The organism is Mycolicibacterium setense (assembly GCF_000805385.1).
Classification (GTDB): Bacteria; Actinomycetota; Actinomycetes; order Mycobacteriales; family Mycobacteriaceae; genus Mycobacterium; species Mycobacterium setense.
On the sequence record NZ_JTJW01000010.1, the window covers coordinates 182,020 to 200,637 of the forward strand.

Genomic DNA, 18,618 nt, shown 5'->3' on the forward strand with positions numbered 1-18,618 from the left:
TTCAGCGGCCTTCGATCAGTTCGGCGAGGCCGTCCAGCACACGCGCCAACCCGAACTCATAGGCATGCGTAGCGCTGTAGGCCGCTTCGAACGCCTGGCCGGCCGCTGTCCCGACGCGCGAGGCCAACGGATACACATCCTCGTCGAGCACCCGCTCCAGCAGCGGGCCGGCCCGTTCCCACCATTGCCCGTCACTCTGGCCGCTGCCCGCCGCGGCCCGGCGCGTATCGATGGCGATCCGGGCAACCGAATTGACGAAGCCGAGCACATACGTCAGGGCGCCATCCATCTCTAGATCGCTCAGACCGAGAGCGTCGAAGGCACTCAACTCATGGTCGTACTTGGCGATCATGCCCGGCCCGAGCGGCGGACGGGTGGTGGGCAGGTAGGCCAGCCAGGGGTGACTGTCGAACATCGCCAGGTTTTCTTCGGCGATCGCGGAAACCTTTTCCCGCCATGACTTTCCGCTGAAGGCGCGGCGCGGCATCTGGCGGTAGACGGTATCGACCATCAGGTCCAGGAGTTCGGCCTTGCCCGGTACGTAGGTGTAGGTGGCCATCGGAGTCAGGCCAAGTTCCGCGGCGACCGCCCGCATGGTGAGCGCGTCGAGGCTGTCGGCGTCGGCGATCCGGATCGCGGCGGCGACCACCGCGTCTACCGTCGTGCGTTGTTTCGGTCCCCGCCCGCTGCCGCCCTGACCAGGCTCCCGCCACAGCAGTTCGAGCGTGCGCACCGGATCTCCGGCACTGCTGCGGTCCGCACCTGCGCGTTCCTTCACCACGGCGCTCCTCTCCGTACTATGTATAGTGTACGACGTACAGACTACTTCCCCCGAGGAGAAACATGGCCACCACGCCCCAGGCCGGCGAGTTCACCCCCACCACAGCCGATGTCGACTCGGTGAACGCATGGTTCGCCCGATACGACGCACTGGTCAAGGAAACGAACGTCGAAGCCATGGCGGACGAGGCGATGTTCCCGCTCAACGAGGTGACCGACGGCCGCGCGGAGGCAGTCGACCGCGCCGGGTTCATCGCGCAGATGGCCCAGCAGTTGGGCCAGAACACCGATTTCGCGATGGAGTCCACCCGCACCCCGCATTTCATCAACGAGAACCTGGTGTTCGTCATCACCGACGCGACGTTCACCGCCGACGGCTCCAGCCAGCGGGTGCGCTACGGCGATCTACTGGTCAAGTGCGACGGCGACTGGAAGTTCCAGACCATGGTGCAGGGCGGGTGGGGAGAGAGCTGATCCCGGGCGGACACGACTAAGGCGTGGTGATCTTGCACAGGATCGCCCGCAAGGCTTCGAGGTCCCCGGCGTCGAGCGCTGCGAGCGCTTCCGGCGCCGGGTCCTCGACCCGATCGATGCGCGCCAGCAGCGCGCGCCCGGCGTCGGTGAGCGAGACCACCTTGCAGCGCCGGTTGGCCGGGTCGACCGCACGCACCACCAGCCCCCGCTCCTCGAGGTCGTTGACCGCGACCGTGGCCGCAGGGGCATCGACCGTCGCCGCGTAGGCCAGTTGTTTGACCGTCAGTGGTTCGCGCGCAAGCCGTTTCAGGATGCGGATACGACTGAACGGCAGTCCGGACCGCTCGATCACCGCCCGCCGCCAGCCGTCCCGATGGTCGAACACCAATGCGGTCAGGGCGCGCCACACCTCATCGGCCAACTCGGATCGCCGCTCACCGGACATGGCTCACCTCCGGCACATGATGCTCACCGATCAGCGGCGCCAGCTTCTGCGCGGAGCGTAAAGCCCACGGCGTGGTGGATATGACGCCCAGCGCGAAGATGACCAAACCCAGTGCGGCACAGACGAACCACAGCGGCCGGGCGGCCACGGCGAAGTCGGCGCCTGTCCCGGCCAGCGCGGCACCGGCTACCGAACCACACAGTGCCACACCGACACTGACGCCGACCTGACGACTGGTGGAGGCCACCGCCGACGCGGCACCGGCCCGGTCGAGCGGCATACCGCTGACGGCCGTGGTGGTGATCGGTGCGTTGACCATCGAGAAGCCGATGCCGAAGACCGCGAACATGATCAGCAGCTGCCACACCGGGGTGTCGGCGGTCAGCCGGGTCAACAGGATGGTGGCTACGGTGATCGTCGCTCCCGACACCAGCAGCGAGGGCCGGCTGCCGTAGCGGCCGACCAGCCGGCCCGACAACGGCGAGAAGATCAACGCGCCTGCGGCAACAGGCAGGTAGATCAGGCCGGTGTGCATCGCCGAGTAGCCCCGTTCGGTCTGCAGGTACAGCGACATCATGAACAGGAATGCCCCGTAGGCGGCGAAAGCACAGACCGCGATCAAGGTGGCCGACGCGAACGGCACGCTGCGGAAGAACCTCAGATCGATGAACGGGTCCTTCCGGCGCGATTCGTAGCGCAGAAACGCCACCAGGGCCACCAGAGCGACGGCGGCGACAGCGAGCGTGCGCGCGTCGGCCCAGCCGTAACCAGGGCCCTCGATGAGCACGAACGCGACGCCGAACAGGAACGCCACCCCGAGGGCCTGGCCAACGGGGTCGAGGTCCCGCATGGTCGCCGACTTGGATTCGGGCACGAAGATCGCGGTGAGCACGACGGCCAGCGCGCAGATCGGCAGGTTGATCCAGAACACCGCGCGCCAGTCGACATACTCGATGAGCGCCCCGCCCACGATCGGGCCCAGGGCCATCGAGATGCCGACCACCCCGCCCCAGACGCCGATCGCGCGGGCGCGCTCGACCCGGCCGGTGAACACCTGCGTGATGATCGACATGGCCACCGGGTTGAGCATCGAACCACCGATGGCCTGCAGCAAGCGGGCGGCGATGAGGGTTTCGATGTTGGGCGCCAGGCTGCACAGCAGCGAGGCCACGGCGAAAATCGTCAGGCCCAGTTGGAAGGTCCGCCTGCGGCCGAACCGGTCCCCGGTGGCACCGGCCAACAACAGCAGCGAGGCCAGCACCAGGGTGTAGACGTCGACGATCCACTGCAGCTGTGACGGCGACGCGCCCAGATCGTCGCGGATGCTCGGCAACGCGACGTTGACGATGGTGGCGTCCATCGACACGATCAGCAGGCTCAGGCAGCACGACACGAGGACGATCGCCTTGCGCCGCGGGCTGAGCGTGCCGATGGTTGTATTCACACAACTATTGTGAAACTACAACTGTTGTTCGGGCAAGTCGAAACTTCCCACCGCACGAGACCCGCCATGGGAACCTCACGCCGGCGACGATGAATGGCGTTGGGAGACAATCGTCACCGTGAACGAACGGAACTCCCGCGTCGCGGCCGCGGTGACCGCCGCGGGCATCGAACCGGCCATCAGAATCCTGGACGCCGACGCCAAGACCGCCGCCGCGGCGGCCGAACAACTCGGCTGCGAAGTCGGGGCGATCGCCAACAGCCTGGTGTTCGAGTGCGACGGCGAACCGCTGCTGGTGATGGCCAGCGGTGCGGCGCGGGTCGACACCGACGTCGTCGCCCGACATCTCGGTGCCACCGCCATCCGCAAGGCCGGCCCCGAGCTCGTCCGCAGCGCGACCGGACAGATCATCGGCGGCGTCGCGCCGACGGGCCATCCGGCACCGCTGCGCACCGTCGTCGACCAGACCCTGGCGTCCTACCCGGTGATCTGGACGGCAGCAGGCACCGCCGATTCCGTGATGCCCCTGACCTACGCACAGCTACTGGCACTCACGGGCGGGGTGGCGCTGGCCGTGCGCTGATCCGGACATGGCAGAAGCCCGGCAGCGCAGGGCTTCCGGGCTTCTGTCAGTTGGTCTCAGCGCTTGTCGATGTTGACGTAACCGCGCTCGGTGTAGCCGGTGTAGATCTGGCGCGGACGGCCGATCTTGTTGGGCTCCGAGTGCATCTCCCGCCAGTGCGCGATCCAGCCGGGCAACCGGCCCAGCGCGAACAGCACGGTGAACATCCGCGTCGGGAAACCCATCGCCCGGTAGATCACGCCGGTGTAGTAATCGACGTTCGGGTACAGCTTGCGCTCGATGAAGAAATCGTCGGTCAACGCGATCTCTTCGAGCTGCTTGGCGATGTCGAGCAACTCATCGTCGCCACCGAGCTTGCCCAGGATCTTGTCGGCCTGCTCCTTGACGATGCGCGCCCGCGGATCGTAGTTCTTGTAGACCCGGTGACCGAAGCCCATGAGCTTCACGCCGTCTTCGCGGTTCTTGACCTTCTTGACGAAGGTCTGCACATCGTCGTCACCGGTGCGGATCTTCTCCAGCATCTCCAGCACCGCCTGATTGGCGCCGCCGTGCAGCGGGCCCCACAGCGCGTTGATGCCACCGGAGATCGAGGTGAACAGGTTGGCCTGCGACGAACCCACCAGGCGCACCGTCGAGGTCGAACAGTTCTGCTCGTGATCGGCATGCAGGATCAACAGCATGTCCAGCGCGCGGACGATCTCGGGATCAACCTCATACGGCTCGGCCGGGAAGCCGAACGTCATCCGCAGGAAGTTCTCCACCAGCGTCAGCGAGTTGTCCGGGTACAGGAACGGCTGACCCTCGGACTTCTTGTAGGCATAGGCCGCGATGGTCGGCAGCTTGGCCAGCAAGCGGATGGTCGAGAGCTCGACCTGCTTGTTGTCCAGCGGATCCAGCGAATCCTGGTAGTAGGCGCTCAGCGCGTTGACCGCACTGGACAGCACCGGCATCGGGTGCGCGTTGCGCGGGAAGCCGTCGAAGAAGCGCTTGAGATCCTCGTGCAGCAGGGTGTGCCGCTGGATCTGGGTGGTGAACGCCTCCAACTGCTCGGCCGTCGGCAACTCACCGTAGATCAGCAGATAGCTGACCTCGATGAACGTCGAATTCTCGGCCAGCTGCTCGATCGGGATGCCCCGGTACCGCAGGATCCCGGCGTCACCGTCGATGTAGGTGATCGCCGACTTGGTCGACGCGGTATTGACGAAACCACCATCGAAGGTGGTGTAGCCGGTCTTGGCCAGCAACGGACCAAGCGCGATGCCGTCACTGCCCTCGGTGGCTTGGACGATCTCCAGATCAATCTCGCCACCGGGGTACTTGAGAGTGGCAAGCTCCTGCCCACTCGACGGGTTTTCGGCCACGGGAATCCCTTCATCCTCGTCGGGAACCGACAACTGCTCTACAAAAGGTAGTCGCAATCGATCGGCGCTGCCCGCGGGGGGTTACCAACGGGTTGTGAAACCGGCTCAGTCTCGGCTGGGCGGGCCGCCTGCGACCTATCCCAGGCCCGCAACGACGTCGAGGAAATCGGAGTACGTGGCCTCGATCCGGGCGACGATGTCGTCCACGGTCACGGAAGCCCAATCGGCCCGAGACCCCAGCTCAGCGATGCCGGTCATGATGATCGAACTCCACAACACCGCCGTCAGTTTGAGCCGGCGATCATCCCCGGGCACGCCCATCCGCTGCGCCAGCACCGCATTGACCGCGTCCGCCCGGAACTCCGAGGCCGACTGCATCAACGCCGGCGACGAGGTGATGATGCGCGCCGAAGCCAACAACCGTTCCGAGGTGAGCTGAGTCGGCGGCGCGGTCTTGGTCTTCAGGAACGCCTGGATGTGCGCCCGGTACAGCGCCTCGATGTCACTGATTCCGGACGGTTGCGCGGCCAGCTCGACCGCGACGATCTCGATCACCTCATCGATGAACGCGAGGATGACGGCATCCTTGGTCGCGAAGTAACGGCTGAATGTGCGCGGGGACACATCGGCCACCGCGGCAATCTGTTCGACCGTGGTCTGCTCGAAACCCTGGCGGTCACAAAGATCGATGGCGGCCTCGATCAACATCGTCCGGGTGCGTTGTTTTTTACGCTCACGCAAACCCGTAGCCGCCTGCCGCGCAACGTCACCCACGACACTGGATGCTAGCGGTCAAAGGCCTGATTTTCGGTCCTTTCGGCAACTATGTGGCGCGGAGTGCCATTCGCCGGTGGTCACACTTTGTCAGGCTCGGACTGTTCGAGCGGCACGCCGGCGTTCACCCGGTAACGCACGAACGCCGGCACCACGAGCGCTGCGATCACCACGCCGACGACCACCAGGGCACCGCCACCGGCCGCGGCGGCCGTCGTGCCCACCGCCGCCGCTGCAGCGCCGTGCAATGTGTCGGCCAACCGCGGACCACCGGCGACCACGACCGTGAACACGCCCTGCAGCCGGCCGCGCAGTTCATCCGAGGCCGCCTGCTGCAGGATCGTCGACCGGAACGCCGCCGACACCATGTCCGCCGCACCGCCGATCGCCAAGAACGCCAGCGCAATCCACAACACCAGCCCGGCCTGACCGTGGCCCATCCCACCAGCCAGTCCGAACCCGACCATCGCCACGCCCCACACCACGATCGCCAGCACCACCGCCAGGCCCTGCCTGCGGATTCTGGGCAGCCAGCCCGAGAACACCCCGCCCGCGACCGCACCCACCGACATCGCCGCCGCCAGCAGCGCCATCGCGGTGCCACCCGCGACCGGCCCGCCGAAACTCTCGTGCGCCATCTGAGGGAACAACGCGCGCGGCATGCCGAAGATCATCGCCACCAGATCGACGACGAACGACATCAACACCACCCGGTTGCCTGCCAGATAGCGGAAGCCGTCCAGCACAGCCGTCAGCCCCCAACGGGAGGTCCCCTCCTCGGTGCTCGCCGGTGGCATCGGCGCCAGCCGGAAGGTCGCCCAGATCGGGACCAGGCAGGTCACCGCATCGATCAGGTACAGCGTCGACAGGTCCACCCAGTTCAGCAGCAGTCCGGCCAGCAGCGGGCCGACGATCGCGCCGAACTGCATGACCGTCATGTTCAGGGAGTTCGCCGCGGGCAACTGCTCACCCGGCAGCATGCGCGGTATGGCGGCAGAACGGGTCGGGCTGTTGACGGCATAGAACGCCTGCTGCACACCCAGCAGACACAGCACCACCCAGACGTTGTTCAGTGCCAGCGCGGCCTGCAGCCACAGCAGCACCGAGGCCGCGGCCAATCCGATCGAGGCGATGATCAGCAGCAGCCGGCGATCCATCGCGTCGGCCCAGGCGCCGCCCCACAGCCCGAACACCACCAGCGGCACCAGTGCGAACAGACCCGACAACCCGACGTAGAACGAGTTCTCGGTGAGCACGTAGAGCTGCACCGGCACCGCGAAGATGGTCAGGTTGGCGCCGATGACCGTCGGGATTCCGGCCAACCACAACCGCCGGAAATCCGGTGTGCGCAGCGGGGTGGTGTCGGCGAAAAGGCGTCTCACCTACGGCTGGAGGCGTTCGGCGCGGTTGCCGATCACGCGAATTCGGTTGTGCACCCGGTCCTCCCGGCCCTGCCAGAACTCCACACTCTCCGGGGAGATCAGATACCCGCCCCAGTTCGGCGGCACCGGAACGGTTTCGAGCCCGGCGAACCGCTCGGTCACCTCGGCGAGCTGAGCCAGCAGCGCCTGCCGCGACGCGATCGGAGCGGACTGCTGCGATGCCCAGGCACCCAGCTGTGAACCCCGGGGCCGTTTGGCCCAGTACTGCTCGGTGTCCTCGCGGGTCACCTTGGTCACAGGACCACGCACGTGCACCTGCCGTCCCAGCTGGTACCAGGGGAACGTCGCGGACGCGTAGGGGTTCGCGGCCAGCTGTGTGCCCTTGGCAGAGTCGTAGTTCGTGTAGAACGTGATGCCCGTCTCGTCCATGCTCTTGCACAACACCGTTCGGGTGACCGGTCTTCCCTCGGCGTCGGTGGTGGCCACCACCATGGCATTGGGTTCGGCCACCCCGGCGCGGTACGCGTCTGCCAGCCAGGTCCGCAGCAGACTCAGCCAGCCGATCGCCGGGTCCTCGCCGAGCCAGTCGACATCGAGGTCGCCGCAGCCGTCCTTCTCGACGTAATCCACGCGCATGGCAGCCAGGTCATGGTGGTGTTCGGGGGGTTGTCCGGAGGGTCTTGCCACCGCGGTAACGCTACGCCTGGGAGTGGTGCAAGAATCTGGCCATGCCAGCTGTACCGGAAGACTTCGTTGCAGGCCTCGAAGGCGTCGTTGCCTTCACCACCGAGATCGCCGAGCCGGACAAGGACGGTGGTGCGCTGCGCTACCGGGGCGTGGACATCGAGGAGCTGGTGAGCCGCCGGGTCACCTTCGGCGACGTGTGGGGCCTGCTGGTCGACGGCAGCTTCGGTACGGGTCTGCCCCCGGCCGAGCCGTTCCCACTGCCGATCCACAGCGGCGACGTGCGGGTCGACGTCCAGGCCGGGCTGGCGATGCTGGCACCGATCTGGGGTTATGCACCGCTGTTGGACATCGATGACACCACCGCGCGGGACCAGTTGGCCCGGGCGTCGGTGATGGCGCTGTCCTACGTCGCCCAATCCGCCCGCGGTATCTACCAGCCGGCTGTGTCTCAGCGCACGATCGACGAATGCGACACGGTCACAGCGCGTTTCATGACGCGCTGGCAGGGCGACCCGGATCCCAGGCACGTCGAGGCCATCGACGCCTACTGGGTGACCGCCGCGGAGCACGGGATGAACGCGTCGACGTTCACCGCGCGGGTGATCGCCTCCACCGGCGCCGATGTCGCGGCCGCCCTGTCGGGCGCGGTGGGCGCGATGAGCGGACCGCTGCACGGCGGCGCCCCGGCCCGGGTGCTCCCCATGATCGAAGAAGTCGAGAAGACCGGCGACGCCCGCGCGGTGGTCAAGGGCATCCTGGATCGCGGCGACAAGCTCATGGGCTTCGGCCATCGCGTGTACCGCGCCGAGGATCCGCGGGCACGGGTGCTGCGGGCCACCGCCAAACGTCTTGAGGCGCCCCGTTACGAGGTGGCCGCCGCGCTGGAGCAGGCCGCATTGGCCGAGCTTCGGGAGCGCCGTCCTGACCGGGCCATCGAGACCAATGTCGAGTTCTGGGCCGCGGTGATCCTGGACTTCGCCCAGGTGCCTGCGTCGATGATGCCTGCGATGTTCACCTGTGGGCGCACCGCCGGATGGTGCGCGCACATCATGGAGCAGAAGCGGCTGGGCAAGCTGGTTCGCCCGGCCGCCATCTACGTCGGCCCCGAACCGCGCAGTGTGGAGTCGGTCGCCGGATGGGACAAGATCGCCACCGCATGACTGGTGGCCGCGACGTGTTCGCTTCTGCAGCACACGCTTTCGCCCGGCTGGTGCAGGTGCTGCCGGCGGGCTCGCTGGACGGGCCCGGCCTCGGCGAGTGGGATCTGCGCGCCCTCGTGGGCCACACCTCGCGCTCGCTGATCACCGTCAGCACATATCTGCAGAACCCGGCGCCGACGGCCGACCTGGCCGGTCCGGTGGAGTACTACGCGGCCATGCGGACAGTCATGTCCGACGCCGGTGCCGAGGCCATCATCGAACGCGGCAGGCAGGCCGGGCGCGACCTGGGCTCCGATGCGGCTGCCGCGGTGGATGCGCTGGCGAGCCGGGCGCTGGACGACATCGACGATGCGGGCGATCCTTTGATCACCGTCATCGGCGGGTTCGGCATCCGGTTGAGCCACTACCTGCCCACCCGCGTCTTCGAGCTGGCCGTACACAGCCTCGATATCGCCAGGGCCACAGGCCTTTCGGCGGATCTGCCGGCGGAAGTACTGGAGGCAGCCGGTGTGCTCGCGACCCAGATCGCGGTGGAACTGGGCGAGGGCGAGACCGTGCTGATGGCGCTGACCGGGCGGGCGGAGCTGCCGCGAACGTTCTCCGTCACCTGACCGTTGCCGCCGCGGCCACGGCTTCTGACGAGATCAGGTCCCTTTCCGTCACAAGGCGTGGGTTCGCGTCCGAGCTTTTGTCGGAGGGCAGTGGTTGCATGGGAAGTGTCCGGCGATGAGATCCGCCCGCCGCGCGGGTCTGCATTGAGTCCGCTCACCAACCCCAGGAGAAGATCATGGCGATCGAAGTAACACCCGCAGTCCTGCCGCACCTTGTTGTCGACGACGCCGCGGCGGCAATCGACTTCTACGTCAAGGCCTTCGGCGCCACCGAGCTGGGCCGGGTGCCCGGGCCCGACGGCCGCAGGCTCATTCACGCCGCGCTCGGCATCAACGGGTCCACGGTCATGCTCAATGACGACTTTCCCGAGTACAACGACGGCAAGTCGACGACGCCTAAAGCCCTTGGTGGCACCCCGGTGACCATCCACCTCACCGTGACCGATGTCGAGGCCAGTTTCGCCAAGGCGGTCGACGCCGGCGCAGAGGTCGTAATGCCGCTGGAAGACCAGTTCTGGGGCGACCGCTACGGCATGGTGCGCGATCCGTTCGGTCACCAGTGGTCACTCGGGCAGCCGGTGCGCGAGGTCAGCCCGGAGGAGATCGAAGAGGCGATGAAGTCAGGCCAATAACCCCGCTCTCTCGCGATACATCCGGGCGCTGTCGCACCGTCGCCGCCGGTTTCGGTGCGGCAGCCCCGTGGCGTGGCGCCGCCGGACACGCCCGGTCGCCGCGCCCGAGTGGCATCCTGAGCCGGTGATCGACGTCGTGGTCGCCGAGCCTGCGGAGATGGGCCCAGACGCCTCGGGCGCAGCCGAGCAGTTGGTCCGATCGGCATTCGGCGACGGCTTCCGCGAACATGACTGGCTGCACGGCGTCGATGGCGTGCACGTGCTGATCACCGAGGACGGCGAACTGGTGGCCCACGCCGCGGTGGTGCCCCGCACACTGCGCCACCTCGACGACGTCTTCGACACCGGATACGTCGAAGGCGTCGCCGTGCGCGGCGACCAGCAGGGCCGTGGCCTGGGCCGGCTGGTGATGGACCACGCCGAATCGATCATTCGCACCCGGCACCGGATCGGGGCCCTCAACGCCGTGGAGGACGCCGCCGCCTTCTATGCCGGCCGCGGCTGGCAGTTCTGGGCCGGTCCAACCGGTGCTGACACCCCCGAGGGGGTGATCGACACCTCCGACCCGACCGACCGGATCTTCCTGTTCCCGACGGGCAGCACAGCTCTCGATCTGACGATGGCAGCACCGCTGATCTGCGATTGGCGCGTCGGCGACGTCTGGTAGCCGCCGACCCTGCCACGGCATCTGACCGGCCGCGCACAGTCCATACTGGTCTCCGCGCGCTGTCGCGATACGCCACGAAGGAGACCGATGAACACCCAGCCGACCGGCACCTCGCCGGCTGCCCGGCAGCTGCGCTGGCGCGTCGTCGACATCGTCGTCGCCAGTGTCCTCGCGACGGCGGCCGGCCTGGTCTTCGTGGTGTGGAACATCGCGTCCAACCCGATCAGCGCGCCGCTGAGCGCGCTGCTGCCCGGACTGCAGGCACTGCTCGCCGGAGGGTGGCTGTTCGCCGGCGTGCTCACCGCCCTGGTGGTCCGCAAACCGGGCGCTGCCCTCTACGGCGAGCTCGTGGCCGCCACGGTGTCGGCGCTGGTGGGCAACCAGTGGGGTGTGCTCACCCTCGAATCCGGACTGGTGCAGGGCCTCGGCGCGGAACTGGTCTTCGCGGTGTTCGCGTATCGCCGTTGGGGATTGCCCGTCGCGTTGATCGCGGGCGCCGTCGCCGGATCGGCCCTGGCCGTCAACGATCTCATCCTGTGGTATCCCGGCTCGTCCAACACGTTCGCGGCGATCTACACGGCCTCGGCGATCATCTCCGGTGTCCTCGTCGCCGGCCTGCTGTCCTGGTTCGCGGTCAGGGGTCTGGCCAAGACCGGGGCGTTGAGCCGATTCGCCTCGGGCCGGATCGGCCCCGACGCTCGATGAGCCCGGCGCACGGCACCGGTGCCACCGTCAGGGCGCACAACTGGGGTTGGTGCCACGCCGGACGCGCCACCTGGGCCGTGCGCGATCTCGACCTGAGGATCGAACCCGGGGAGCGGGTCCTGCTGCTCGGCCCCTCAGGGGCCGGGAAATCGACTCTGCTGCACGGTATCGCCGGTCTGCTCGGAGGGGCCGAGGAAGGCCGGCAGACCGGCACCCTCCTGGTCGACGGCGGCGCGCCGGCCGACCAACGGCACCGGATCGGCATGGTGCTGCAGGATCCGGACTCCCAGGTGATCCTGTCCCGGGTCGGTGACGACGTCGCCTTCGGCATGGAGAACTTCGGGGTCGAACGCGAACAGATCTGGCCCCGCGTCCGGGCCGCGCTCGACGCAGTCGGGTTGAATCTCGGGTTGTCCCAATCCACTTCGGAGCTTTCCGGCGGTCAGAAGCAGCGGCTCGCGCTGGCCGGGGTGATCGCCATGAATCCGGGTCTCATCCTGCTCGACGAACCCACGGCCAACCTCGACCCGGCCGGTGTCGTCGACGTGCGCGACGCCGTTGCCGAATCCGCTGCGCGCACCGGCGCGACACTCATTGTCATCGAGCACCGCACCGAGATATGGCTGCCTGTCATCGACCGGGTCATCGTGCTCGGGGCCGATGGCAGCGTGATTGCCGACGGAACACCGGAGCAGACCATCCGGCGCCACCACGACTACCTGGTCCGGGCCGGTGTCTGGGTACCCGACACCGCGCTTCCCGAGATCAGCCGCCGCCGGTTCGCCCCGGACGAATCACTGTTGTATGCCGCAGATCTCGCACTGGCACATCCCGGTGATCCCCCGATGCACATCGGGTTGAATTTCGAGATCACACCCGGCCGGACGACGGTGATCACGGGCCCGAACGGGGCAGGCAAGTCAACGCTGGCGCTCACCATCGGCGGTCTGTTGCCCGTGCCCGCCGGGCGCCTCGAAGCGCATCCCGCTTTCGCTCCCGCCCCGTCGCGGCGCACCCCCGTCAAGTGGCGGTCGAAAGAACTGCTCACCCGGATCGGCAGCGTGTTCCAGGACCCCGAACACCAGTTCCTCGCCGGCACGGTGCGTGACGAACTCTCGTTGGGCCCCAAGGCGATCAAGCTCGGCACCCGCGAAATCACCGCCCGCACCGACGAACTCCTCGAACGCCTGCACCTGGCACACCTCGCGGCGGTGAACCCCTACACGCTCTCCGGCGGTGAGAAGCGCCGGCTGTCGGTGGCCACCATGCTGGCCACCGCGCCCAGGGTGATCATCCTCGATGAGCCCACGTTCGGCCAGGATCGCCGCACCTGGGAGGAATTGACCCGCCTGCTCGCCGAAATCGCGGACGCCGGAACGGCCGTCGTCGCTGCCACCCACGATCTGGACTTCGCCGCCCTGCTCGCCGACTCCCGCATCGTGCTGCCGGACTGGGAGCCCTCGTGATCAATCCGGTCGCGCGACTGCTCACCGCCCTGATCATCGCGGCCGCCCTGGTGCTGTCGGTCGACTGGGTTTCGGCACTGACCGCACTGGTGGGTGAGATCGTCTTGTTCGCCGCGGTCGGGGTCCGGCTGCGTGCGGCCCTGACCCGCGGCGCCGTGGTCGCCGTCGCGGCCGCGCTCACCGCCGTCACCATCCTGCTCTATGGCCAGACGAGCGGAACCGTGTACTGGCACTTCTTCCTCGTCACCATCAGTGACGGATCCATCGCGCTCGCGGTGGCCACCTTTCTTCGCGTGCTGGCCATCGCCCTGCCCTCGGTCATCCTGTTCATCGACGTCGAATCGACCGAATTGGCAGACGGTTTGGGACAGGTGCTCCGGCTGCCGGCCCGGTTCGTGCTCGGCGCACTGGCCGGCCTGCGTATGGTCGGCCTGCTCGGCCAGGATTGGCGGTATCTCGGTTATGCCCGCCGGGCCCGCGGGGTGGCCGACCACGCCAGGATCCGGCGGATCGCCGGTCAGGCGTTCGCCCTGCTGGTGTTCGCCGTGCGCCGCGGGTCGAAGCTCGCCACCGCGATGGAGGCCCGCGGGTTCGGCGCCTACCCGCACCGGACCTGGGCCCGCCCGTCACCCTTCGGTGCACGCGAATTCGCTCTGATCGCGGCGGGATTCGTGATCGCTGCAGCCGCGATCGCAGTGTCGGTCGCCTCGGGAACGTGGAACTTCATTGGCACTCGATGACATTCTGCGCCGCCTCGGCGCTGCAGCGACGACCGTGCTGATCGACGGCCGTTCCGGATCGGGCAAGTCGACGCTGGCAATGGATTTGCACCGATTGTGGACCGGCAGCGTCGTCGTCCGGCTCGACGACATCTACCCGGGCTGGGACGGGCTGTTCTGGGCCGCAGAGCATGTGCGGCACTCACTGCTCGAGCCGCGAGCTGCCGGGCGTGCCGGCCAGTGGCGACAGTGGGACTGGGCCACCGCAGCGCCCAGTGGCCGGCACACGGTCGAACCCGCACAACGCCTGATCGTCGAGGGCATCGGTGCGCTCACCCCGGCCGGCCGGGCGTGCGCGGATCTGGGCATCTGGGTCGAGGCCGACGACGCCGAGCGCAAGCGCCGCGCGCTGGAGCGCGACGGCGACACCTACCGACCACACTGGGACCGGTGGGCCGCCCAGGAGGACGAGTTCATCGCCCGGTTCCAGCCGAGGGCATGCGCGGATCTCATCGCGGTGCCCACCGCGGACGGTTTCGAGTTCGCCGCGGCCGGTTAGCGCCCGGTCAGCGCAGGGCCGACAGAACCTTTTGCCGCACAGTCGGTTTCGGCGCCGTCGCGGCGACGGCCACCATCTCGTCCACCGAGGTGAACTTGACGCGCGGCCGGTCCTCGCCACCGCGGGCGATCTCGGCGGCATCGATGGCCTGCCAGCCTGCGGCGTCGACCATGGCGGGCCGGCGCGTCCGCACCAGCTTCTCCAGGGCGGCGGGCTTGTGCACCGGATCGGTCAGCACACCCGCGTTGTAATCGTCGACCAGCTGACGCACGGTCTGCGCCGCACACGACTTGTTGGTCCCGATGAATCCGGTGGGCCCACGCTTGATCCAGCCGGCCACGTAGGCGCCGGCCGTGTCGCGGACTCGTCCGCCGTCGTTGGGCACGACAGCCGCGTCGTCATCGAAGGGAAGATCGGCAATTGCCTTGCCGCGGTACCCGATTGAGGTCAGCACGAGCCCGGCGTCGAGGCTGCGCACCTCGTCCGTCCCGGTCACGCCGAATTCGATGCCGCTGACTCTTCCCTGCCCGAGCATCCGCTGGGGGGTGAGCCGGTAGGCCAACCTGATCCGCGGGCGGGTGGCAGGGGCGGACGAATTGCCGAGCTTGGCCAGGATCTCGAGCTTGTTGCGCGTCAACGGATCCGTCGCACGGGCCAGGTCCGCGACCACCAGTTGATGATCGGCCTCATCGAGCACGACGTCACAGCTTCCGGTCAGACCGATCAGCTCAGGAAGTGTGAAGGCCGATTCGGCGGGGCCACGGCGGGCCGCGATGACCACCTCGGAAACCTTCGAGGAACGCAGGGCCGCGAGCGCATGATCGGAGATGTCGGTGCGGGCCAACACGTCCGGATCGGTGGTGAGCACCCGGGCCACGTCGAATGCGACGTTGCCGTTGCCCACGATCACCACCCGCTCATGGCTCAGGTCCACGGGGAGGTCGGTGAACTCGGGATGCCCGTTGATCCAGGCCACCATCTCGGTGGCGGTCCCGGTGCCGGGCAGCCCCATGCCGTCGATCTCGAGACGACGGTCGTTGGGCGCGCCCACGGCGTACAACACGGCGTGATGATGCTCCAGCAGGTCGGCATGCGACAGGTGCTTGCCCACCTCGACGTTCAGGAAGAACTTGAACCCCGACTGCTTGCCGATCACGTCGAACAGCCGCGTCACCCGCTTGGTGCTCTGGTGGTCGGGTGCGACACCGGCACGGACCAGCCCGTAGGGCGTCGGCAGCTTCTCGAAGACGTTGACCCGCACACCCCGCTGGGTCAGCAGCTCGTCGGCCGCGTACATGGCGGCCGGACCGGAGCCCACGATCGCCACGGTCAGGTGGCGGTCACGCGGCTCGATCCGCGGCGCCGCGATCACCGGCGCCAACTTCGACGTCGGCGGCAGCTTGCCTTCCCGCTTCGGGTAAAAGGCCGCGTTGAGCTCGATGAACGGCAGCTGTTTGTCGGTCAGCTTGGTATCGGCCGCGATCGCGCCGACCGGGCAGGCGCTCACGCACGCGCCGCAGTCCACACACGCGTCGGGATCGATGTAGAGCATCTCGGCCGTCGCGAAGCCCGGCTCATCCGGTGAGGGATGGATGCAGTTCACCGGGCACGCGTAAACACAGGACCCGTCGCTACAACACGACTGGGTGATCACATGGGGCATCTAAACCTCTACAGACCTTGCGCTTCCGGGCAAGCTTCAGGCGACCGAGACCAGGTGCTCGCGCTGCGGTTCGCTACGGTAGCGGCTCGGCGGACCGTCGATCTTGCAGATCCGCCAGATCAGCTTGGCGATCGGGTTCATCAGGCCGGTGTCCTGGCACAGCATCCGGACATCGCCGAACATGTCCCGCAGCATCTTGCGCGACTCGGGCGACCGGAAGAACAGCTCCTTGCGCACCGAGCGCGGGATGTCGAATTCCTTCCAGAACGCACGCGGCGGCACGATGATCGCCGAGCACAGGATGCGCATGGTCAGCGGCACGAACAGCGACAGGATCCAGCGCTGCCGGCGACGCAGGTTCGGCACCCGCTTGTGCAGGTACTGGTGGGCGAACGAGATGTGCCGGGCCTCCTCGGCGACGTGAATCGCCATGACCCGTTCCATGATCGGATGCAGGGCCTTGCCCTCGCGCAGCACGTTCTTCTGCGTGTGGTCGATGGGCTCCTCGCCGGCGAGCACGCCGAAGAAGAACGGGATCGGCAGCGGGCCCGCGGCCAGCGGGATCAGCGGCTGCAGCCACTTGAGCAGGCGCGGCATACCCGGCACGTCCATGCCGATCCGGTTCACCATCTCCTGGAACATCAGCGTGTGGTTGCACTCTTCAACCGATTCGTGCAGGCAGTACCGGTACTCCGGCGAGCCGTTGGGCACCCAGAACGAGTACTCCATCAGGCCGCGGATCAGGATGTTCTCGAAGTGCAGGCCGACCTTGGCGACGTTGGCCTGGCGCCACATACCGATCTCGATCTGCCGCTCGACGGGCTGCGACTGGTACCACGGGTGACCGCCCATCGGGTCGGTCCCGGGCAGGATCCAGCGCGGATCGTTCGGGATCACGGCAAACTCCGGGGAATCCCAGTCGATGTCCTTGTAGGGGTTGAAATTGCGCCGCACCGACCCCTCGGACAGTGTGGCGAGCATGTCGACGTACTGGGTGTCGTCGCTGACGTCCATGTTCTTGCGCCAGCGCCTGACCATCTTGGTCCGAGCCATGTTGCAGAACCTCTCTATACTCGTCGGCGGTTTACATCTACCCACTTGTTGTACAAACGGTACCGCAGGTATCGAGTAAAAGTCCATGCCTGATTCCACCGGCTCGACCACAGGTCTCCATCCCTGGTCGCCACCTCGACAAAACGCCAGATAGGCGCACCGGCGGCAGGGCGACAGTGATGGGCGCCACATCCGGGCCGGTTCGCGTGGAAGGGCCCACGCTCGGCCGATCCCAGCCGCCTTTAGGCTGGTCCCATGGCTGAACTGATCATCCCCGCCGACCTCCAGCCCCGCGACGGGCGTTTCGGATGTGGCCCCTCCAAGGTCCGTCCCGAGCAACTCACCGCGCTGGCCGCTGCCGGGGATCTGTTCGGCACGTCGCATCGGCAGCCGCCGATCAAGAATCTGGTGGGCCGCGTCCGCGACGGGCTGCGGCAGCTGTTCTCGGTTCCCGACGGCTACGAGGTCATCCTCGGCAACGGCGGTTCGACCGCATTCTGGGACGCCGCGGCCTTCGGCCTGATCGACAAGCGCTCACTGCACCTGACCTACGGCGAGTTCAGCTCCAAGTTCGCCTCTTGCGTGGCCAAGAACCCGTTCATCGGCGACCCGATCATCGTCAAGACCGACCCCGGCACCGCGCCGCAGCCCCAGTCCGACCCGTCGGTGGACGCCGTCGCCTGGGCGCACAACGAGACCTCGACCGGTGTCTCGGTGCCCGTCCAGCGTCCCGCCGGCGATGCCCTGGTTCTGATCGACGCCACCTCGGCCGCCGGCGGCCTGCCCGTCGATATCGCCGACACCGACGCGTATTACTTTGCGCCGCAGAAGAACTTCGCCGGCGACGGCGGCCTGTGGCTGGCCATCGTCAGCCCCGCGGCGCTGGCCCGCATCGAGGCGATCGCCGGATCCGGCCGGTGGGTTCCCGACTTCCTTTCGCTGCCCATCGCCGTGGAGAACAGCCTCAAGAACCAGACCTACAACACCCCGGCCATCGCCACGCTGATCCTGCTGGCCGAGCAGATCGACTGGCTCAACGGCAACGGCGGGCTGGACTGGGCGGTGAAGCGCACAGCAGATTCGTCACAGCGGCTGTACTCATGGGCCGAGAGCACGTCGTACGCCACCCCGTTCGTCACCGATCCGGCACTGCGTTCCCAGGTGGTCGGCACCATCGACTTCAGCGATTCGGTGGATGCCGCCGCGGTCGCCAAGGTGTTGCGAGCCAACGGGATCGTGGATACCGAGCCCTACCGCAAGCTGGGCCGCAATCAGTTGCGGATCGGCATGTTCCCGGCCGTGGAGCCGGACGACGTGAGCGCCCTGACCAGCTGCGTCGACTGGGTCGTCGAGAAACTCTGAGCAAAACTCTGAGCAGAACCCTTCAGCGCACCTTCGATTCGGCCGTCTCCCGCCAGCGTGTCAGCCCGGTCACGGGCCGATAACGCAGTAG

Annotated in this window: 20 protein-coding genes; 11 read left to right on the forward strand and 9 right to left on the reverse strand. The window is 67.5% G+C overall.

From position 1 onward, the window contains the following. Nucleotide 1 precedes the first annotated feature (1 nt). Nucleotides 2-778: a TetR/AcrR family transcriptional regulator C-terminal domain-containing protein gene (locus QQ25_RS26125; RefSeq protein WP_052236151.1), complete on the reverse strand. Its 777-nt coding sequence runs from the start codon at nt 776-778 to the stop codon at nt 2-4. Between the two features lie 65 nt (nt 779-843). On the opposite strand from QQ25_RS26125, the gene QQ25_RS26130 reads away from it, so the two are divergent. Further along, entirely contained in the window at nt 844-1,254 is a 411-nt protein-coding gene (locus QQ25_RS26130) for a hypothetical protein (RefSeq protein WP_039382000.1), read from the forward strand. Between the two features lie 16 nt (nt 1,255-1,270). Here the strand turns inward: QQ25_RS26130 and QQ25_RS26135 are convergent, their stop codons facing one another. Both QQ25_RS26135 and QQ25_RS26140 read right to left on the reverse strand, forming a co-directional pair. Then, complete coding sequence (locus QQ25_RS26135; RefSeq protein ID WP_039382001.1) at nt 1,271-1,699, reverse strand: MarR family winged helix-turn-helix transcriptional regulator; 429 nt, start codon at nt 1,697-1,699, stop codon at nt 1,271-1,273. Further along, on the reverse strand, nt 1,689-3,143 hold the full coding sequence (locus tag QQ25_RS26140) for an MFS transporter (RefSeq protein ID WP_039382003.1): 1,455 nt from the start codon (nt 3,141-3,143) through the stop codon (nt 1,689-1,691). Before QQ25_RS26140 ends, QQ25_RS26135 begins: the two co-directional genes overlap by 11 nt. Nucleotides 3,144-3,261: 118 nt before the next feature. On the opposite strand from QQ25_RS26140, the gene QQ25_RS26145 reads away from it, so the two are divergent. After that, nucleotides 3,262-3,726: a YbaK/EbsC family protein gene (locus tag QQ25_RS26145; RefSeq protein WP_234711984.1), complete on the forward strand. Its 465-nt coding sequence runs from the start codon at nt 3,262-3,264 to the stop codon at nt 3,724-3,726. A 56-nt stretch (nt 3,727-3,782) separates the two neighbouring features. Here QQ25_RS26145 and QQ25_RS26150 read toward each other — a convergent pair whose 3' ends face one another. From QQ25_RS26150 to pdxH, 4 genes are all read right to left on the reverse strand, one after another. After that, on the reverse strand, nt 3,783-5,087 hold the full coding sequence (locus tag QQ25_RS26150; protein WP_039325200.1) for a citrate synthase: 1,305 nt from the start codon (nt 5,085-5,087) through the stop codon (nt 3,783-3,785). Between the two features lie 135 nt (nt 5,088-5,222). Then, nucleotides 5,223-5,861 (reverse strand): TetR family transcriptional regulator, encoded by a 639-nt coding sequence (locus tag QQ25_RS26155; RefSeq protein ID WP_039324886.1) that lies wholly within the window; start codon nt 5,859-5,861, stop codon nt 5,223-5,225. 80 nt (nt 5,862-5,941) lie between these two features. Then, a complete protein-coding gene (locus tag QQ25_RS26160; protein ID WP_039382005.1) occupies nt 5,942-7,243 on the reverse strand; it encodes an MFS transporter in 1,302 nt (433 codons plus the stop codon). Beyond that, nucleotides 7,244-7,879 carry a pyridoxamine 5'-phosphate oxidase gene (pdxH, locus tag QQ25_RS26165; RefSeq protein ID WP_052236084.1) on the reverse strand — a complete coding sequence of 212 codons (636 nt, stop codon included), beginning with the start codon at nt 7,877-7,879 and terminating at the stop codon, nt 7,244-7,246. A 92-nt stretch (nt 7,880-7,971) separates the two neighbouring features. Between pdxH and QQ25_RS26170 the strand changes: the two genes are divergently transcribed. The 8 genes from QQ25_RS26170 to QQ25_RS26205 all read left to right on the forward strand — a co-directional run bounded on the left by QQ25_RS26170 (nt 7,972) and on the right by QQ25_RS26205 (nt 14,449). Then, a complete protein-coding gene (locus QQ25_RS26170) occupies nt 7,972-9,090 on the forward strand; it encodes a citrate synthase 2 (RefSeq protein ID WP_039324893.1) in 1,119 nt (372 codons plus the stop codon). After that, on the forward strand, nt 9,087-9,701 hold the full coding sequence (locus QQ25_RS26175) for a maleylpyruvate isomerase N-terminal domain-containing protein (protein ID WP_039382006.1): 615 nt from the start codon (nt 9,087-9,089) through the stop codon (nt 9,699-9,701). The genes QQ25_RS26170 and QQ25_RS26175 overlap by 4 nt, the downstream gene beginning before the upstream one ends. 176 nt (nt 9,702-9,877) lie before the next feature. Then, nucleotides 9,878-10,333, forward strand: a complete 456-nt coding sequence (locus tag QQ25_RS26180; protein ID WP_039324897.1) for a VOC family protein — start codon at nt 9,878-9,880, stop codon at nt 10,331-10,333. Between the two features lie 124 nt (nt 10,334-10,457). Beyond that, nucleotides 10,458-11,000, forward strand: a complete 543-nt coding sequence (locus QQ25_RS26185) for a GNAT family N-acetyltransferase (RefSeq protein ID WP_039382660.1) — start codon at nt 10,458-10,460, stop codon at nt 10,998-11,000. Between the two features lie 87 nt (nt 11,001-11,087). Then, a complete protein-coding gene (locus QQ25_RS26190; protein WP_039382008.1) occupies nt 11,088-11,705 on the forward strand; it encodes an ECF transporter S component in 618 nt (205 codons plus the stop codon). Next, the gene (locus QQ25_RS26195) at nt 11,702-13,171 is read left to right on the forward strand and encodes an ABC transporter ATP-binding protein (RefSeq protein ID WP_039382010.1); all 1,470 of its coding nucleotides are present in this window, start codon (nt 11,702-11,704) and stop codon (nt 13,169-13,171) included. Before QQ25_RS26190 ends, QQ25_RS26195 begins: the two co-directional genes overlap by 4 nt. Next, on the forward strand, nt 13,168-13,911 hold the full coding sequence (locus tag QQ25_RS26200) for an energy-coupling factor transporter transmembrane component T family protein (protein WP_407661826.1): 744 nt from the start codon (nt 13,168-13,170) through the stop codon (nt 13,909-13,911). Before QQ25_RS26195 ends, QQ25_RS26200 begins: the two co-directional genes overlap by 4 nt. After that, the gene (locus QQ25_RS26205; RefSeq protein ID WP_039382011.1) at nt 13,898-14,449 is read left to right on the forward strand and encodes a nucleoside/nucleotide kinase family protein; all 552 of its coding nucleotides are present in this window, start codon (nt 13,898-13,900) and stop codon (nt 14,447-14,449) included. Before QQ25_RS26200 ends, QQ25_RS26205 begins: the two co-directional genes overlap by 14 nt. Nucleotides 14,450-14,456: 7 nt before the next feature. Here the strand turns inward: QQ25_RS26205 and QQ25_RS26210 are convergent, their stop codons facing one another. Beyond that, nucleotides 14,457-16,112 (reverse strand): 4Fe-4S binding protein, encoded by a 1,656-nt coding sequence (locus tag QQ25_RS26210; RefSeq protein WP_039382013.1) that lies wholly within the window; start codon nt 16,110-16,112, stop codon nt 14,457-14,459. A 36-nt stretch (nt 16,113-16,148) separates the two neighbouring features. Beyond that, a complete protein-coding gene (locus QQ25_RS26215) occupies nt 16,149-17,165 on the reverse strand; it encodes an AurF N-oxygenase family protein (RefSeq protein ID WP_039324911.1) in 1,017 nt (338 codons plus the stop codon). A 255-nt stretch (nt 17,166-17,420) separates the two neighbouring features. On the opposite strand from QQ25_RS26215, the gene serC reads away from it, so the two are divergent. Then, entirely contained in the window at nt 17,421-18,527 is a 1,107-nt protein-coding gene (gene serC, locus QQ25_RS26220) for a phosphoserine transaminase (RefSeq protein ID WP_039382015.1), read from the forward strand. Nucleotides 18,528-18,618: the final 91 nt, after the last annotated feature.

Excerpts from the sequence above, each read along its gene's own strand:
- QQ25_RS26180 (WP_039324897.1), top strand. The coding sequence starts at position 9,878 with ATGGCGATCGAAGTAACACCCGCAGTCCTGCCGCACCTTGTTGTCGAC.
- QQ25_RS26170 (WP_039324893.1), top strand. The coding sequence starts at position 7,972 with ATGCCAGCTGTACCGGAAGACTTCGTTGCAGGCCTCGAAGGCGTCGTT.
- serC (WP_039382015.1), top strand. The coding sequence starts at position 17,421 with ATGGCTGAACTGATCATCCCCGCCGACCTCCAGCCCCGCGACGGGCGT.
- pdxH (WP_052236084.1), bottom strand. The coding sequence starts at position 7,879 with ATGCGCGTGGATTACGTCGAGAAGGACGGCTGCGGCGACCTCGATGTC.
- QQ25_RS26195 (WP_039382010.1), top strand. The coding sequence starts at position 11,702 with ATGAGCCCGGCGCACGGCACCGGTGCCACCGTCAGGGCGCACAACTGG.
- QQ25_RS26135 (WP_039382001.1), bottom strand. The coding sequence starts at position 1,699 with ATGTCCGGTGAGCGGCGATCCGAGTTGGCCGATGAGGTGTGGCGCGCC.
- QQ25_RS26190 (WP_039382008.1), top strand. The coding sequence starts at position 11,088 with ATGAACACCCAGCCGACCGGCACCTCGCCGGCTGCCCGGCAGCTGCGC.
- QQ25_RS26215 (WP_039324911.1), bottom strand. The coding sequence starts at position 17,165 with ATGGCTCGGACCAAGATGGTCAGGCGCTGGCGCAAGAACATGGACGTC.
- QQ25_RS26175 (WP_039382006.1), top strand. The coding sequence starts at position 9,087 with ATGACTGGTGGCCGCGACGTGTTCGCTTCTGCAGCACACGCTTTCGCC.
- QQ25_RS26130 (WP_039382000.1), top strand. The coding sequence starts at position 844 with ATGGCCACCACGCCCCAGGCCGGCGAGTTCACCCCCACCACAGCCGAT.
- QQ25_RS26210 (WP_039382013.1), bottom strand. The coding sequence starts at position 16,112 with ATGCCCCATGTGATCACCCAGTCGTGTTGTAGCGACGGGTCCTGTGTT.